13 protein-coding genes are annotated in these 15,985 nt (G+C 69.2%); 8 read left to right on the top strand and 5 right to left on the bottom strand.

Annotated features, from left to right (window positions below):
- Window positions 1-39: 39 nt before the first annotated feature.
- Window positions 40-711: a TetR family transcriptional regulator gene (locus AC3FOF_RS13110; protein WP_276266267.1), complete on the bottom strand. Its 672-nt coding sequence runs from the start codon at window positions 709-711 to the stop codon at window positions 40-42.
- Between the two features lie 252 nt (window positions 712-963).
- Between AC3FOF_RS13110 and AC3FOF_RS13115 the strand changes: the two genes are divergently transcribed.
- The 3 genes from AC3FOF_RS13115 to AC3FOF_RS13125 all read left to right on the top strand — a co-directional run bounded on the left by AC3FOF_RS13115 (window position 964) and on the right by AC3FOF_RS13125 (window position 6,771).
- Window positions 964-4,233 (top strand): bifunctional cytochrome P450/NADPH--P450 reductase, encoded by a 3,270-nt coding sequence (locus tag AC3FOF_RS13115; RefSeq protein ID WP_488726839.1) that lies wholly within the window; start codon window positions 964-966, stop codon window positions 4,231-4,233.
- A 151-nt stretch (window positions 4,234-4,384) separates the two neighbouring features.
- Window positions 4,385-5,782: an MFS transporter gene (locus tag AC3FOF_RS13120; protein WP_488726840.1), complete on the top strand. Its 1,398-nt coding sequence runs from the start codon at window positions 4,385-4,387 to the stop codon at window positions 5,780-5,782.
- Complete coding sequence (locus tag AC3FOF_RS13125) at window positions 5,698-6,771, top strand: GlxA family transcriptional regulator (RefSeq protein WP_488726841.1); 1,074 nt, start codon at window positions 5,698-5,700, stop codon at window positions 6,769-6,771. Before AC3FOF_RS13120 ends, AC3FOF_RS13125 begins: the two co-directional genes overlap by 85 nt.
- Window positions 6,772-6,779: 8 nt before the next feature.
- Here AC3FOF_RS13125 and htpX read toward each other — a convergent pair whose 3' ends face one another.
- The 4 genes from htpX to AC3FOF_RS13145 all read right to left on the bottom strand — a co-directional run bounded on the left by htpX (window position 6,780) and on the right by AC3FOF_RS13145 (window position 11,686).
- Complete coding sequence (htpX, locus tag AC3FOF_RS13130; RefSeq protein ID WP_017226010.1) at window positions 6,780-7,658, bottom strand: protease HtpX; 879 nt, start codon at window positions 7,656-7,658, stop codon at window positions 6,780-6,782.
- Between the two features lie 186 nt (window positions 7,659-7,844).
- On the bottom strand, window positions 7,845-8,315 hold the full coding sequence (locus tag AC3FOF_RS13135; RefSeq protein ID WP_488726842.1) for a hypothetical protein: 471 nt from the start codon (window positions 8,313-8,315) through the stop codon (window positions 7,845-7,847).
- A gap of 59 nt (window positions 8,316-8,374) precedes the next feature.
- Entirely contained in the window at window positions 8,375-10,096 is a 1,722-nt protein-coding gene (locus AC3FOF_RS13140; protein ID WP_488726885.1) for an FAD-dependent oxidoreductase, read from the bottom strand.
- 42 nt (window positions 10,097-10,138) lie between these two features.
- On the bottom strand, window positions 10,139-11,686 hold the full coding sequence (locus AC3FOF_RS13145; RefSeq protein WP_488726886.1) for a polyamine aminopropyltransferase: 1,548 nt from the start codon (window positions 11,684-11,686) through the stop codon (window positions 10,139-10,141).
- A gap of 243 nt (window positions 11,687-11,929) precedes the next feature.
- On the opposite strand from AC3FOF_RS13145, the gene AC3FOF_RS13150 reads away from it, so the two are divergent.
- From AC3FOF_RS13150 to AC3FOF_RS13170, 5 genes are all read left to right on the top strand, one after another.
- Complete coding sequence (locus tag AC3FOF_RS13150; RefSeq protein WP_017225340.1) at window positions 11,930-12,316, top strand: DUF350 domain-containing protein; 387 nt, start codon at window positions 11,930-11,932, stop codon at window positions 12,314-12,316.
- A 53-nt stretch (window positions 12,317-12,369) separates the two neighbouring features.
- On the top strand, window positions 12,370-13,401 hold the full coding sequence (locus AC3FOF_RS13155) for an SPFH domain-containing protein (RefSeq protein WP_488726843.1): 1,032 nt from the start codon (window positions 12,370-12,372) through the stop codon (window positions 13,399-13,401).
- Between the two features lie 14 nt (window positions 13,402-13,415).
- On the top strand, window positions 13,416-14,921 hold the full coding sequence (locus tag AC3FOF_RS13160; RefSeq protein WP_276268385.1) for a DUF4178 domain-containing protein: 1,506 nt from the start codon (window positions 13,416-13,418) through the stop codon (window positions 14,919-14,921).
- A 6-nt stretch (window positions 14,922-14,927) separates the two neighbouring features.
- Window positions 14,928-15,098 (top strand): hypothetical protein, encoded by a 171-nt coding sequence (locus tag AC3FOF_RS13165; RefSeq protein ID WP_017225123.1) that lies wholly within the window; start codon window positions 14,928-14,930, stop codon window positions 15,096-15,098.
- A gap of 100 nt (window positions 15,099-15,198) precedes the next feature.
- Complete coding sequence (locus tag AC3FOF_RS13170; RefSeq protein ID WP_017225122.1) at window positions 15,199-15,639, top strand: Cd(II)/Pb(II)-responsive transcriptional regulator; 441 nt, start codon at window positions 15,199-15,201, stop codon at window positions 15,637-15,639.
- Window positions 15,640-15,985 lie beyond the last annotated feature (346 nt).

Here is a 15,985-nt window from a genome sequence, read left to right on the forward strand (position 1 = left end):
GGACTCGGTGTCGGTGCGCGGTGCTCGTGATTGCCGCGCTCAGTGCGGCCGGCGGTCCGGCGCCTTGCGCTTGCGCGTCGCCGCAGGCTGCGCGTGCGCCAATTCCTGTGCCCGCTGCTGCTCCGCGGCGCCGCGCAGCAGCCAGCAGATCAATTGCCTGGATTGCTCGATGCGCTGGCGCCGGCCCCGGGCGTCGTCCTCGAGATAGTCGGTCGACAGGTGGAACAGGTAGGACACCACGTAGCCGGACAGGTCGTCGATGACCGGGCGCGGCAGCCCCGGGCAGAGTTCCAGCCGCTCGATGTCCTCCGCCATCTCCGCGGCGATGTCCGCCAGCAACTGGCGCACCGCGTCGCGCAGCGCCGGCTGCGGCCCGGTGCTGCCGCACACGCCGACGAAGAAGGCATCCGGATGCGCTTCCGCATAGGCGAAAAACGCCTCGCAGGCCCGTGTGGCGACCTCGCCGGGGTAGTCGCGCGCGATGGCCCAGCGCGCCGCGCGCAGCATGGGGCGCAATTCGTTGCTGACCTCCGCCACCGCGGTGAGCGCCAGGTCTTCCATGTCGCGGAAGTGCCGATAGAAGGTATTCGGGTTGAGTCCCGCCTCGCGTGCGAGTTCGCGCAGGCCGAGGCCGGCGAAGCTGCGCCGGGCGGCGGCCAGGCGCAGTGCCGCGTCGATCAGTTTGCGTTTACCGCCGGCTACGTCGTCCATGGTGTCAGGCCAGTCAATGTTGAGTGCAGGATACGCCTGCGTGCCGGCATCCGGTTTGGAATTGACACTCGGTCTACATTCGTCTACTTTGCTGCAAAAGTAGACGGTTGTCTACGCCGGCCTGCATGAACACGCACCATGCCGGGCGAGGACGGACCGGAGACGACAACGAACACGAGACACGAGGCGGCCCGCGGGCCCCTTGGTGCAACCCCGGCGTTCCGCCGCCGACCACTACCTGGTGCCATGAACATGCAGCGCGTATCCACTCCCGCTCCCGTCGCCACCCTGTCCGCGCCATCCGCGCATGCGGCCGAACCCATTCCGCAGGATCCCGGCTGGCCGGTGGTGGGCAACCTGCTGCAGATCCCGTCCGGCGCGTTCGCGCAGCACCTGCTGGAACGCAGCCGCCATTTCGACGGCATCTTCGAGATGAATTTCGCCGGGCGGCGCGTGCCCTTCGTCAGTGCTGCGGCACTGGTGGCGGAACTCGCGGACGGCGCGCGCTTCCGCAAGATCATCGGGCCGCCGCTGTCCTACCTGCGCGACGTGGTTGGCGACGGCCTGTTCACCGCGGACAACGAGGAAGCCAACTGGGGCCGCGCGCACCGTATCCTGATGCCCGCGTTCAGCCAGCGCGCCATGAAGGGCTACTTCGACGTGATGCTGCGCGTGGCCAACCGCCTGGTCGACAAATGGAACCGGCAGGGCGCCGACACCGACATCGCGGTGGCCGACGACATGACACGGCTGACGCTGGATACCATCGCGCTGTCGGGCTTCGGCTATGACTTCGATTCTTTCTCCAGCGCGCGTCTCCATCCGTTCATCGATGCCATGGTGGGCGCGCTGGAAGAAGCCATGGGCAAGCTCACCCGCTTCGGACTGCAGGACAGGTTCATGCACGCGGCGCACCGAAAGTTCGCCGCCGATACGCAGTTCATGCGCGATCTGGTGGACGAGGTGGTCAGGCAGCGGCGCGCCACCGCGGGCAACGGCCAGGCCCCGGCAAGCGACCTGCTCAACCTGATGCTGGAAGCACGCGATCCCGAGACCGGCGAGCGCCTGGACGACGTGAACATCCGCAACCAGGTCATTACCTTCCTGATCGCCGGGCACGAGACCACCAGCGGCATGCTGACCTTCGCCCTGTATGAACTGTTGCGCAATCCGGGCGTGCTGGCGCAGGCCTATGCGGAAGTGGATACGGTGCTGCCCGGCGACGCGCCGCCGGTCTACGCCGACCTGGCGCGCCTGCAGGTGATCGACCGCGTGCTCAAGGAAACCCTGCGGCTGTGGCCCACCGCGCCGGGCTTCGCCGTGGCGCCGTATGAAGACACCCTGCTCGGCGGGCGCTACCGGATCCGCAAGGATCGCCGCATCTCGGTGGTGCTCACCGCGCTGCATCGCGACCCCAAGGTGTGGACCGATCCCGAGCGCTTCGATATCGACCGCTTCCTGCCCGAGAACGAAGCCACGCTGCATCCGCATGCCTACAAGCCCTTCGGCAACGGCGAGCGCGCCTGCATCGGGCGGCAGTTCGCGCTGACCGAGGCCAAGCTGGCGCTGGCCCTGATGTTGCGCAACTTCGACTTCAGCGATCCGCACGACTACCAGTTCCGCATCAAGGAGACACTGACGCTCAAGCCCGATGCGTTCACCTTGCGCGCGCGCCGGCGCCGCCCGCATGAGCGCATCGCCGCGGCGGCGGCGGCGAGCGCGCCCGGCGTGCAGGCCGAGCGTCCCAGGGTGAGCGGCAACGGGCAGCCGCTGGCCGTGTTGTGCGGCTCCAGCCTGGGCACCGCGCGCGAACTGGCCGAGCAGGTCCACGCCGGCGCGCTGGCGGCAGGCTTCGATGCCACGCTGCGCGACCTCGACCAGGCGCTGGGCGCGCTACCCGGCGAGGGCCTCGCGGTGATTGTCGCGGCCACCTACAACGGACGCGCGCCCGACTCGGCGCGGCGCTTCGAAGCCATGCTCGACAGCGGGGAGCACGGCAGCTATCGTGCCGGAAACCTGCGTTATGCCGTGCTCGGCTGCGGCAACTCGCAGTGGGCCACCTACCAGGCCTTCCCCAAGCGGCTGGACGCCTTCTTCGCCGCCGCCGGCGCCACGCCGTTGCTGCCACGCGGCGAGGCCGACGGCAATGGCGACTTCGACCAGGCCGCGGAACTGTGGCTCGCCGCGCTATGGCAATCGCTGCAGGTGCTGCGCGCGGAGCAGGGCGCGGCACCGGACCTGGCCGGCACCGCCGGTATCGAAGTGCGGCTGCGCGATATCGCCACCATCCGCGCGGGCACGCTGCCGCCGTCGACGCAGGCGTTCACGGTGCTGGCCAACACCGAGCTGGTGAACGACCCCGCCGGCCTGTGGGACTTCGCGCAGGAAGCGCCGCGCACCGCCACGCGGGATATCCGGCTGCGGCTGCCGGAGGGAGCGCGTTATGCCACCGGCGATCATCTTGCCGTCTATCCGCAGAACCATCCCGCCACGGTGAGCGAGTTGTGCGAGCGGCTCGATCTCGATCCCGATGCCATGGTCACGCTCTGCGCCGCGCCTGCATCCGCCGCGCGCGGCCTGCCGCTGGACGAAGCGCTGCCCTTGCGCGAACTGCTGACGCACTTTGTCGAACTGCAGGACGTGGTGTCGCGGCAGACGCTGCGCACACTGCTGCAATACACCCGTTGCCCGGTCACGCGCGCCGCGCTGGAGCGGCTAGGCTCGGACCACGCGGAACAGGGCTACGCCGCGCAGGTGGCGTCGCAGCGGCTGGGGCTGGTGGATGTGCTGGCGCGTCACCCCGCCATCGAACTGACGCTGGCGGGCCTGCTGGCCTGCACCGTGGCGATGCGCCCGCGCTTCTACTCCATCGCTTCGTCGCCGGCGGTGTCGCCGGACGTGGCGACCATCACGGTCGGCACGGTATGGTCCCCCGCGCTGTCCGGGCGCGGCATGTTCCGTGGCGTGGCGTCCACCTGGCTGCGGGGGCTCGCGCCCGGCGCCGTGGTGGCAGCGGCGATCCGCACGCCAAATCCGGCATTCGCGCCCGACGCCGATCCCGCGCGGCCGATGATCCTGGTCGGGCCGGGCACCGGCATCGCCCCGTTCCGCGGGTTCCTGGAAGAACGCGCGGCGCAGAAGGCGGCAGGGGAAACGGTGGCGGCCAGCCACCTCTACTACGGCTGCCGCCATCCCGAGCACGACTGGCTCTATCGTGACGACGTGGCGCGCTGGCAGGCCGAAGGGGTGGTGCAGGCGCATGCGGCGTACTCCACCACCGGCGCGCAGGACGAGCGCTATGTGCAGCATCTGCTATGGCGGGACCGGGACGCGGTATGGACGATGCTGCAGGCCGGCGCCACCTTCTACGTGTGCGGCGACGGGCGGCAGATGGCGCCCGCCGTGCGCCGCACGCTGATCGAGATCGCGGCGCGGCAAGGCGGCATGGACGAGGCCGCCGCATCCGACTGGCTGGCCGGGATGGTGGCGCAGGGGCGCTACCGGCAGGACGTGTTCAACTAGGCGCTGGCGCCGGCAGGATCCGCCGGCGCGGCGGAGGCGAATTGCACGCCCACCGCTATGCCTGGCAGGAATCTGCGGATCATTGTCTGTCGGCCCGCTGCCGTTTTCCTTACGCTCGGTGTCATCCCAACGCCCTCCGACGGAGCGCCCGATGGCACCACCCGCGATGTCCCAGGCCCGGGTCCTGGCAATCTGCCAGGCCCTCTTCACCTCGGCCCTGTCGGTCGACCTGACGCTGACCGGCCTGGTCGGCTACACGCTGGCGCCGGACAAGGCGCTGGCCACGCTGCCGTTCGCGCTGATCACCGTGGCCTCGGCGCTCACCGCCATCGCGGCCGCCTTCCTGATCGAGCGCCTTGGCCGCCGTATCGCCTTCTGCCTCGGCGGGCTGGCCTGTTGCGCCGGCGGGCTGGTGTCGGTGTGGGCGATCGCGCACCACGACTTCGCCGTCTTCTGCGTGGGTACCGCGCTGGTCGGCGTGTTCCAGGCCTTCGCCCGCTTCTACCGCCTGGCCGCCGCCGATGCCGCCGCGCCCGCCGACAAGCCGCGCGCTATCTCGACGGTACTCACGGGCGGCGTGGTGGCAGCCGTGTGCGGCCCCGCCATCGCCGCGTGGAGCAGCGACCTGATGGTGGCGCAGCCCTTCGCCGGGTCCTATGCGGTGGTCTCCGTGTTCGGGCTGGCCACGGTATTGCTGCTGGCCTTCGGCTATCGCGAGCGGCCTGTGCAGGCGGCCGCCGCGGCAGCCGGCCGGCGCGCCGCCACGCTGCCGGCGCGCCCGCTGGCCGAGATCGCGCGGCAGCCGGTATTCCTGGCCGCCTTTGCCAACAACGGCATCGGCAACGCGGTGATGATGTTCGTGATGACCGCCACGCCGATTGCCGCGGTGGCGTGCAGCCACACCATCACCCAGGGCGCGCAGATCATCGAGTGGCACTTGGTCGGCATGTACGCGCCGTCGTTCTTCTCGGGCTGGCTGCTGCAGCGCTTTGGCCGCGGGCCGATGCTGATGTGCGGCATCGGCCTCGCCGCGGCGGGTTCGCTGGTGGCGCTGGCGTCGACCGCGCTGCCGGCCTTCTACGCCGCCTTGCTGTGCCTGGGGGTGGGCTGGAATTTCATGTTCGTCGGCGGCACCACGCTGCTGGCGGAAAGCTACCGGCCCGCCGAGCGCGCGCGCACTCAGGCGCTGGCCGAATTCTCCGCCGCGGCGCTCACCGCGCTGGCCACGCTCGCGGCCGGGCAGGTGCTGTACCGCTATGGCTGGCAAGCGGTCAACCTGGCCGTGCTGCCCGCGCTGGCGGTGGCGCTGCTGGTCACGCTGGGCTGGCAGCGCCGCGCGCCGCGCGCCGCGCGCCGCGATACTGGCGGGATGAAGGTGTGTGCCAGTATGATCGGCGACACGTCACGCGCAGCCGCCGGGACCGGCGGCCTGCGCGCTCACTCTTGCGCCCCGGGTCACTGTCCATGCCTTCCAGCTTTCCCCTGCCAACCGATCCGCCGCGCATCGTGGTGCTGGTCGCGCCGGATCCCGCGCAGGAGCTTGACCTGACCGGCCCCTCCGCGGTATTCGGTAACGCCAACCGGCTTGGCGGAGACGCCGGCAAGGCTTACGACATCCGCGTCGCCAGCGTGCGCGACGATGGCCTGGTGTGTACCGAGAGCGGCCTCAGGATGCTGGCGGACGCGCCCTATCACCGCCTCGGCGAGATGCTGCCCGGGCCCATCGACACCTTGCTGATCGTCGGCGGCTCGGGCCATGCGGCAGCGGCCGACGATGCACGCCTGGTAGCCTGGATCCGCGAGCAGGCGCCGCGCGTGCGCCGCCTCGGCGCGGTCTGCACCGGCGCCTTTGTGCTGGCGCGCACCGGCCTGCTCGACAGCCACCGGGCCACCACCCACTGGCGTCACGCCGCGCGCCTGGCCGAGCGCCATCCACAGGTGCAGGTCGATCCCGACCCGATCTGGATTCGCGCCGGGCAGCTGTACACCTCGGCCGGCGTCACCGCCGGCATGGACCTGGCGCTGGCGCTGGTGGAAGACGATCTCGGCCACGCCGCCTCGCTCGCGGTGGCGCGCGAGCTGGTGCTGTTCCTGCGCCGTCCCGGCAACCAGGCACAGTTCTCCACGCTGCTGCAGGCACAGAGCGCGCAAAACCCGGAACTGCGCGAGTTGCAGGGATGGATGGCGGAGCACCTGGCACGCGACCTGTCGGTACCGGTGCTGGCGGAACGGGTGGCGATGAGCCCGCGCAACTTCGCCCGGGTATTCGCGCGGCAGGTGGGCGAAACGCCCGCGCGCTACTTGGAGCGGCTGCGGGTAGAGGCGGTGCGGCGCATGCTGGAGGAGAACGGGCGGCGCCTGGAGGGCATCGCGCACGCCACCGGCTTTGCCAACGCCGACGTGATGCGGCAGGCGTTCCAGCGCCATATGCAGACCACGCCGGAGCGGTACAGGGCGGCGTTCAGGGCGAAGCCGGAGGCGAGGGGAGAAGAGGCATCGGCCGATCCGGCACGGCAGCCCGCGAAGCGCCCGCCCTGAGCCCCTGCTCAGCCCCGGGCCTGCAGCGCCGCAATGCGCTGCTCGATCGGCGGATGGCTCGAGAACAGCGACAGCCACGACTTGCCGCCGGCGATGCCCATCGCCTGCATATTCTGCGGCAGGCCGTCCGGCTCCAGGCCGCCCAGGCGGCGCAACGCCGCCACCATCGGGGTGGGAGTGCCCATCAGCCTGGCCGCGCCGGCATCCGCGCGGTATTCGCGATGGCGCGAGAAGGTCGCCACGATGATGCTGGCCAGGACGCCGAACACGATCTCGCATACCACCACGGTGATCATGTAGCCGATGCCGGGGCCACTCGATTCTTCATCGTTCTTGCGCAGCATCGAGTCCACGAAATAGCCCACCACCCGCGCCAGGAAGATCACGAAGGTGTTGACCACGCCCTGGATCAGCGTGAGCGTGACCATGTCGCCGTTGGCGATGTGGGCCACCTCGTGCGCCAGCACGGCTTCCACCTCGTCGTGCGACATGGTTTGCAGCAGGCCGGTGGACACCGCCACCAGCGAGCTCTTCCTGGTGGCGCCGGTGGCGAAGGCGTTGGCCTCGCCTTCATAGATGGCAACCTCGGGCATCGGCAGGCCGGCGCGGTCGGCCAGCTTCTGCACGGTCTGCACCAGCCAGACCTCGGTGCCGTTGCCGGGCTGGGTGATGACCTGCGCGCCGGTGGACCACTTGGCGATGGTCTTGGACATCAGCAGCGAGATGAAGGAACCGCCGAAGCCCATCAGCGCGGCAAAGACCAGCAGCATGCCGAGATTGAGGCCATTGGAAGTCAGGAAGCGATTCACCCCCAGCAGGCTGGCGGTGAAGCTGAGGACAAGCATGACGGCGAGGTTGGTCGCCAGGAACAGGAGGACGCGTTTCATTTTCTGTGTGAGGAAAAATCGATCGGCAGCCGATCGGTACAGTGGGGAAAACGGGCACGCGGTTCGTGCAGATCGTGCGAATCGCGCGTGCTGCGCGGGCGCGCGGCGCGCCATGGCAAGCGCGCGCCGGAGTACCCGCGGCAATGGGCAAGGAAAAGAGGGCGCGCCTTCGGGCGCGCGCAGCGCTCAGGCGCTGGGCGGGCGCTGCTGCAGGGGGAGGTCGGGGTCGGGCAGTACGCCTGCCCGGTGCGCCGGCGCGCCGCTGCGGGCGAGCCCGGCGGCAAAGCGCAGCGGCGAGGCCGGCAGCAGGGATTCCGCGAGGTCGGCGCCAGACTGGGAGGGGTCTTGCGCGTCGCCGGCGTCGGCCGGGCCCGGGGCATCGCCAGGCACGGCCGCGTGGGTGTGGCTTTCGTCGGCGGCTTCGGCGGCGGAAGCATCGTCACGCGACGCTTGCATCACCAGGTTGCATGCCTCCTGCGGCGCTGCGCCGCTGGCCAGCGTTGCATTGCCGGCCGCGCACGCGCGTGCGTCTGCCCAACTCTGGAAGGGCAGGACGGCAAGCATCACTAGCAACAGCAGGAAGCGGATGGCGCGCACGTAGATAAGGGGGCTTTGGAGATCGCTGGGTCTGCGGGATTCGACACGAATCCTTGGCAAGAATTCTACAGGATGCGCTGGCGCGGTATGGTGTCGCGCAAGCGCCACCCGGTGACGCGCTAATCGAGAATCGTCCTTGCCGCGCGCGTGCCCCACCACGCGGCTTCCTCGAACACCGACAGCCCGGACAGGTCGGCGTGAGCGAACAGGATGCGGCCGTCGGCCGCGCGCAGCGCCGTGGCGCCGGCGTTGGCGAGAAACCCGGTTCGCGGTGAGGCCATGGCGTGGCCGCGCACGGTGATCTCGACCGCATCCGCGTGGCGCCAGAACGCGCGCCCGTAAGCCGTGTGGAGATCCGTGGTGGCGTAGTCCATCAGTTCGGCGGGCGCGGCTTCGGCCAGCCAGCGGCGTGTGTCGGCAACCGAGCGGGGAGGGCCACCCGCAGCGGCGGCGGCGTCGAGCGGGCAATAGGCGGTGAAGACCGTGGCCGCCGGCTTCGCCTGCCGGATCAGCTGGTGGGTGCTCACCACATAGCCCAGCCCGCGCCCGCCGTGCACCACGTTGTCCCAGGCCAGCGGCACGCCCGGCGCCTCCGGCGGGAAACCGCGCAGCCGGAAGCTCGACACCATCCACGGCGCGGTGGGCGGCAGGTGGCGCGCCGGGTCGAAGCCGAACTCGCCCAGCGGCGCCACGTGGGCCGCCACATGCAACGGCATCGCGCAGATCACGCGGCGCGCGCGGATGCGGCAGGTGCGCGGCGCCGATATGGGTGCACCCTGCGGCCACCAGGCGCACAGCACCGATACTTCCCGGCCCTGTTCCCGTACCTGCAGGGCGATGCCGGGCCGGCGCCAGGGCCGGGCGCCGGTTTGCGCCGCGCGGTATGCGTCGATGCGGGCGCACAGGCGCGTCACCATCGTGTGCAACCCGTCCGGCCATGTCAGCACCGCGCCGTCGGCGGCGTTATCCGCATGGCCGGCACGGCTGGCAAAGTAGTGCAGGCCGGCCCAGGCCGAGATCAGGTCGTGGCCGGCGCCGTAGTCGTCGCGGCAGCAGTAGTCCACATAGCCGTGCAGGGTCGGCGAGGTATAGCCTTCGGCCAGCATCCACTGCCGCATGCTCTGCCGGTCCAGCGCGGTCCAGGCCGGATCCTGCGAGGCCAGCGCCAGCGGAATGGCGAAGACCTTGCGGCCGTCGCTGCCACGCGCGCTCTTGAGTTGCCCGACGCGGACCAGGAAGCGCGCATGCTGGGTTGCCTCCGCATCCGGCACCGCATCGCTGGGCAGCAAGCCATCGCGCCACTTGCCGTCGAAGAACAGGCGCTCGTCCGGCGCATGCACCAGCGCGCGCTCGTCGAAGTCCGGCCGCGCGGCGAACGGATCGCGCAGGATCACGCCCGTGTCAGCCAGCATTTCGCGGATATGCGTCGATTCGGCAGACGGCAGCGGCAGATAGTGTGCGCCGCGCGGGAAGCGCAGGTCGTCCGTGCCGATGCCGCCAAAGTTGCCCGCCGCCGCGTTGCCGCCGAACTCCGGCCCGTCCACCAGCAGGAAATCGTGCAGCCCGCCGCGCGCCAGCTGCCATGCGGCGCTGAGCCCGGCCACGCCGCCGCCGAGGATGGCGACTTCGGTCACGATCTCGTCCTGCGGCGCCGGCCAGCGCGCGGCGTCGCGCAGCGCGTGGCCCTCGGCCATGCCGGGGCGCAGCACCAGCGGCGCCGGCTCGCGCAGGCCCACGCCGGCCAGGAAGCGGCTGGTCTCGCCGCCCAGCCGGTCGCAACCGGCAAGCAGGCTGAAGCCGGCGGCGCCCGCCCCGGCGATCAGGAAGCGGCGGCGGTCCATCGCGGCTGCGCTTGCTGACACGGTGGCCAGTGCCCTTCGGTTTCAGCGAATGACATTACGCCAGTCCTGCTCGAAATCGTGCACCAGCGTCTGCTCGTTGAGCCGGTTCGGCTGCGCCGCGCGCGGCGCCATGTCGGCGGGGAAGCGGAACATCAGCGCGGTGGAGTCGGCGTCGAGAAACCTGAGCGGCACGTCGTAGCGCGTCGGCGGCGCGTAGTCGGCGCGCTTGCCGGCCAGGATGAAACCCCACTCGCCAAAGGACGGCACATAGGCATGGTAAGGCCAGGTATGCAGCCCGGCCTCGCGCAGCGTGGCGTCGATATCCCAGAACGAGCGCGGGGCGAAATAGGGCGAAGTGGATTGCACCACCGCATAGCCCTTCTCGGCCAGGTGGTGCGACACCAGCTTGTACATCGGCACCGAGTACAGCTTGCCCAGGCCGAAGTTGGACGGGTCGGGCAGGTCGACGATGATGGCGTCGAACATGTCGTTGCGCTGCTCCAGCCATTGCGCGGCGTCGGCGTTGACCACCTGCACGCGCGCATCCTTGAGCGAGCCCTGGTTCAGTGCCACCAGCGGCGCGCTGCGCGAGAACAGCGTGGTCATGGCGGGGTCCAGGTCGACCAGCGTGACGTGCTCGATATTCCTGTGCTTGAGTATCTCGCGCACGGCCAGGCCGTCCCCGCCGCCGATCACCAGCACGCGGCGCGCCCACGGCAGCGCCTGCAGCACCGGGTGCACCAGCGCCTCATGGTAGCGATGCTCGTCGCGCGAGGAAAACTGCAGGTTGCCGTTGATATAGAGGCGCAGGTCGTCTTTCCAGCGCGTGATCACCAGGCGCTGGTAGGGCGTGCTTTCGCTATGGATGATTTCGTCGCCGAACATGCCGCGCTCGGCCCAGTGGGTGAGCCGGCCGGAGGCCAGGAAGCCGCCCGCCAGCAGTACCAGCACCAGCGAGGCGCGCAGCATGCGCGCCATGACCTGCTTCAGGTCCGCGCGGAAGATATGGATGGTGGCCAGCGCCACGCCGGCATTGAGCATGCCGAACAGGAAACCCGTGCGCGACAGGCCCAGGCGCGGCGCCAGCACCAGCGGGAACACCAGCGAGACCGCCAGCGCGCCGAGGTAGTCGAAGGTGAGGACGCGGCTGACCAGTTCGCTGAAGGCGGTGCGGCGCGCGTTGAGCACGCGCATCACCAGCGGGATCTCCATGCCCACCAGCACGCCGAGCACGAACACCATGGCATAGAGCGCGGTACGGAAGGGCGCCGACAGCCAGGCGAACACCACGAACAGCAGCGCCGCCGAGATGCCGCCCAACAGGCCGATCAGGATCTCGATATCGATAAAGCGCGCCAGCACGTCTTCATCCTTCACATAGCGCGACAGCCACGAACCCACACCCATGGCGAACAGGTAACAGCCGATGATGGAGGAGAACTGGAGGATGGAGTCGCCCAGCAGGTAGCTGGACAGGGCGCCGGCGATCAGCTCGTAGCCGAGCCCGCAGGACGCCACGATCAACACCGAGAGAACAAGGGTACGGTCGCGCATCGGGGGGAAAGGGGTCGGGTAGGAGGCCGGGGGCAGGGCAGGCGTAACGCTCAGGCGGGCCGCCGCGCGACGCGCGCACGCCTGGCAAACAGGAAAAAGCGCTGAGAAAGTTGTGATGACCCGAAATGGACAACGGATATACTTGGGCGCCAACTGCCAACAATGCCGATATCGCCAACAACATGCAGCCACCATCGTTGCCGTCGCCGCTGTCACCACTGCCGCCATCGTTGCCGCCGCCCGGAACACCGTCGTAGAACCAGCCGGAGAATTACCACGATGCTAGCCATCTACGCCTACGTGCTGCACCTGCTGGCCGGCCTCGCCCTGCTGGCGGTGTTCGTCGGAGTCTACACCAGGATCACGCCCTTCCGCGAGTTCGCGCTGATCCGCCAGGGCAACCTCGCGGCGGCGCTGTCGCTGTCCGGGGCGATGATCGGTTTTTGCTTTACGCTGTCCTCCAGCATCCAGCACAACGACACCTTCCTGATGTTCCTGGTGTGGTCGGTCGGCGCGATGCTGGTGCAGGCGCTGGCTTACGCGGGCCTGGCGCGCGCGCTGCCCGATATGGACGCCGCGATCGAGTCGAACAATGTCGGCATGGGCGGGCTGATGGGCGCCATCTCGGTGACGGTCGGCGCCATCAACGCCGCCTGCCTGACCTGATTTGCCGGACCTTCCCCACCTGCCGGAACATTGCTGAGAACCAGAGGTTAGCCATGAGCATCGGATCGTTCATCAAGAAGCAGTTTATCGACATCCTCCAGTGGACGGAGGACAGCGACGGCGTGCTGGCCTGGCGCCACCCGATGGAGGATATGGAAATCCAGTACGGCGGCAGCCTGACCGTGCGCGAGTCGCAGATGGCGGTGTTCGTCAACGAAGGCAAGATCGCCGACGTGTTCGGGCCCGGCATGTACAAGCTCACCACGCAGACGCTGCCGGTGCTGACCTACCTGAAGAACTGGGACAAGCTGTTCGAGTCGCCCTTCAAGTCGGACGTCTACTTCTTCAGCACGCGCCTGCAGATCGGCCGCAAGTGGGGCACCGCCCAGCCCATCACCATCCGCGACGCCGATTTCGGCATGGTGCGGCTGCGCGCCTTTGGCCTGTACTCGTACAAGATCGCCGATGCCGGCAAGTTCTATACCGAGATCAGCGGCACGCGCGCCGAGTACACCCGCGACGAGGTGGAAGAGCAGCTGCGCAACCTGCTGGTCGCCACCATGACCGCCACGCTGGGGGGCGCCTCGGTGCCCTTCCTCGACATGGCCGCCAACCAGGCGCTGATGTCGCAGGCCGTCCGCGACCGGCTGGCGCCGGAATTCGAGCGCTACGGCGTGGCGCTGGACAATTTCGCGGTGACCAATGTGTCGCTGCCGGAAGAGTTGCAGAAGGCCATCGACACCCGTATCTCGATGGGCATGATGGGGGATATGGCGAAGTACACGCAGTACCAGGTCGCCACCTCGATCCCGCTCGCCGCGCAGAACGAGGGCGGCGTGGCCGGCCTGGGCGCCAGCCTGGCGGCCGGCGCGGTGATGGGGCAGGCGATGGCCGGCGGGCTGGGTGCCGCCGCCGCGGGCGCGCAACCCGCCACGCCCGCCGCAGCGGCGGCTCCGGCAGCGGCGCCAGCCGACGATCCCGCCGCGCGCCTGCAGAAGCTCAAGGAACTGCTCGACAAAAGCCTGATTTCGCAGGCCGACTTCGACACCGCCAAGGCCGAGATCCTGAAGAAACTGGTCGGCTGAGCGCGCCCTCACGCATGCAAGAGATCAACTGCCCAAGCTGCGGCGCGCCGGCGGCCTTCCGCTCGTCGGCCGCGGTGATGGTGGTGTGCGAGTACTGCCACAGCACACTGCTCAAGGATGCCGACACGGTCAAGGACATCGGCAAGATGTCCGCCGTGCTGGAGGACTACACGCCGCTGCAGATCCACACCGCCGGGCAATGGGGCGGCCAGGGCTTCACCCTGGTCGGCCGCATCCAGCTGCGCTACGACGCCGGCCTGTGGAACGAGTGGTACGTGTTGTTCGACGACGGCAGCGACGGCTGGCTGGCCGATGCCTCCGGCCAGTACATGCTGACCCGGCGTGTCACGCCGGCGCAGTCGGCCGCCCAGCTCGACGGCGAAGCGCTGCCGCGCTTCGGCCAGCTCACGCCCGGCACCCCGCTGTACTTCGACAAGCACCGCTATCTGGCCAGCGATGTGCGCAGCGCGCGCTGCACCGGCGGCCAGGGCGAGCTGCCGTTCGCGGTCGGCGCGGGCTGGACGGCGCAGGTGGCGGATTTCCGCGACGAAGGCCGCTTCCTCACGCTCGACTACGCCGACGGCGATCCGCCGGCCATCTATACCGGCCAGGCGGTCACGCTCGGCCAGCTCAAGTGCCAGCTGCTGCGCGAAGCCGAACAGATCGCCGGCACCGCCGATCGCTACCGGGGCAAGGCCGTGCCGCTGGCCTGCCCGGACTGCGGCGGCCCGATCGCCTACCGCGCCGGCGTGGCCAGCTTCGTGGTCTGCCCCAGCTGCCACAGCCAGATCGATTGCACCACCTCCACCGCGCTGGTGCTGGAGAAGCAGCGCGAGCTGGATGCGCTCAAGACCAGCCTGTCGCCGGGCGACACCGGTACCATCGACGGCAAGCCCTACACGGTGCTGGGCCTGATGCAGTGCACCGACCACGACGAGGAAGAGGCCTCGACCTGGGTCGAGTACCTGCTGTTCAACGAACAGCGCGGGCTGATGTGGCTGGTCGAGCAGGATAGCGGCTGGGACCGGGTCGAGGTGCTCGATACCTGGCCGCGCATGGTTTCCGGCACTACCGCAAGCTACCAGGGCCAGACCTTCCAGCAGGGCTACGACTACGGGAGCGAGGTACTGTACGCGGCGGGCACCTTCAACTGGCGGGTCCGGGTGGGAGACCGCACCCGGCTGACCGAGTTCGGCAAGCCCGCGCGCCGGCTCACGCGCGAGACCTCCGGCACGGAGATCGTCTGGACCTTGTCCACCACCGTGGCGCGCGCGCAGGTGGCGCAATGGTTCAAGGGCAGCCCGGGCCTGGCCGAGGCGGCCCGCGCCCCGCAGGCGGCGGCCAGCGGCACGGATCTCGCCTTTTGCCGCAAGAGCGCCAAGGTCTACGCCATCCTCCTCGCCATCCTCAACGTGCCGGTGGCATTGATCACCGACCGGGGATGGATCACCATCGTGGTCGGCTTCCTGCTGTTGTGGGCGCCGATCTGGCTGGTCCAGCGCTGGGCCGGAAAGGATTGAGACAGCGTGCGCCTGCTTTATCTCGTCTACGGCATCATCGTGCTATTCGGCACGACCTTCTTCAACCTGGGCGACTCCACGTCCTCGGGCTCCTCATCGGGCTATGGCAGCGCGCGTGGCTGGAGCGGGGGCTCATCCGGCTCCAGCGGATGGTCATCGGGCGGCGGCCATAAATGATGGCGGAGGCGGCGTGGCAGCCCCGCCATGGTCTACACTAGCCTGATACCCTGTAATTACTTCAGGGTCCTGCCTGATATTGAAGTGATTTGGAGTCGTCATGCGTATCGGTGAACTGGCCCGCCAAAGTGGCTGCGACGTGGAAACCATCCGCTATTACGAGCGCGAGGGCCTGCTCGACGCGCCCCAGCGCGAGGAAAACGGCTATCGCCGTTATGGCGATGGCCACCTGCTGCAGCTCAACTTCGTGCGCCACTGCCGCTCCCTGGGCATGAGCCTGTCCGACGTGCGCCGGCTGCGCGACTTCGAGCGCGATCCCACCCTTGCCTGCGACGATATCAACGCGCTGCTGGACCGCCAGATCGAGCAGATCCACGCCCAGCGCGTGGCGCTCGAGGCACTGGAAGGGCAGTTGCGGGCCTTGCGCCACACCTGCAACCAGCCGCATCCCGCCAGCGAGTGCGGCATCCTGCAGAACCTGCAGCAAGCCGCGGCAGGCGCCGCCTGCGAGTGCCATCCGCATGCCGCTGGCCACGGCTAAGGGGCGATGCCAGTGCATTAAAAGTGCCGGCTATGCTACGATTCCTTTACCCGCCGCACACCAAACTGGTGCGGATACGGCGGGCCAGGCCCTGCGGCAGAACACTTGAGTAAGCCATCGCTCTCGTCGATTCCGCCGCGTGGCGCGCTTTCCCGAATTCCCATTCATTACCGCCGCACGTAAATGACGCTTTGCCGCCTGTCGCCGATCGCTGTCGAGCTTGCCCGTACCGGGCAGGCCGGCGCGTGCGTGCGCGCGGCACTGGCACAGCGCACGCAAGCCAAACAGGCCACGGCCTGCCGCCGGATCAGCGCACCGCTTGATCCCGCCCGGTTCCCAGCCTGAC

The sequence above is a fragment of the Cupriavidus sp. 96C5-1 genome (assembly GCF_057798855.1).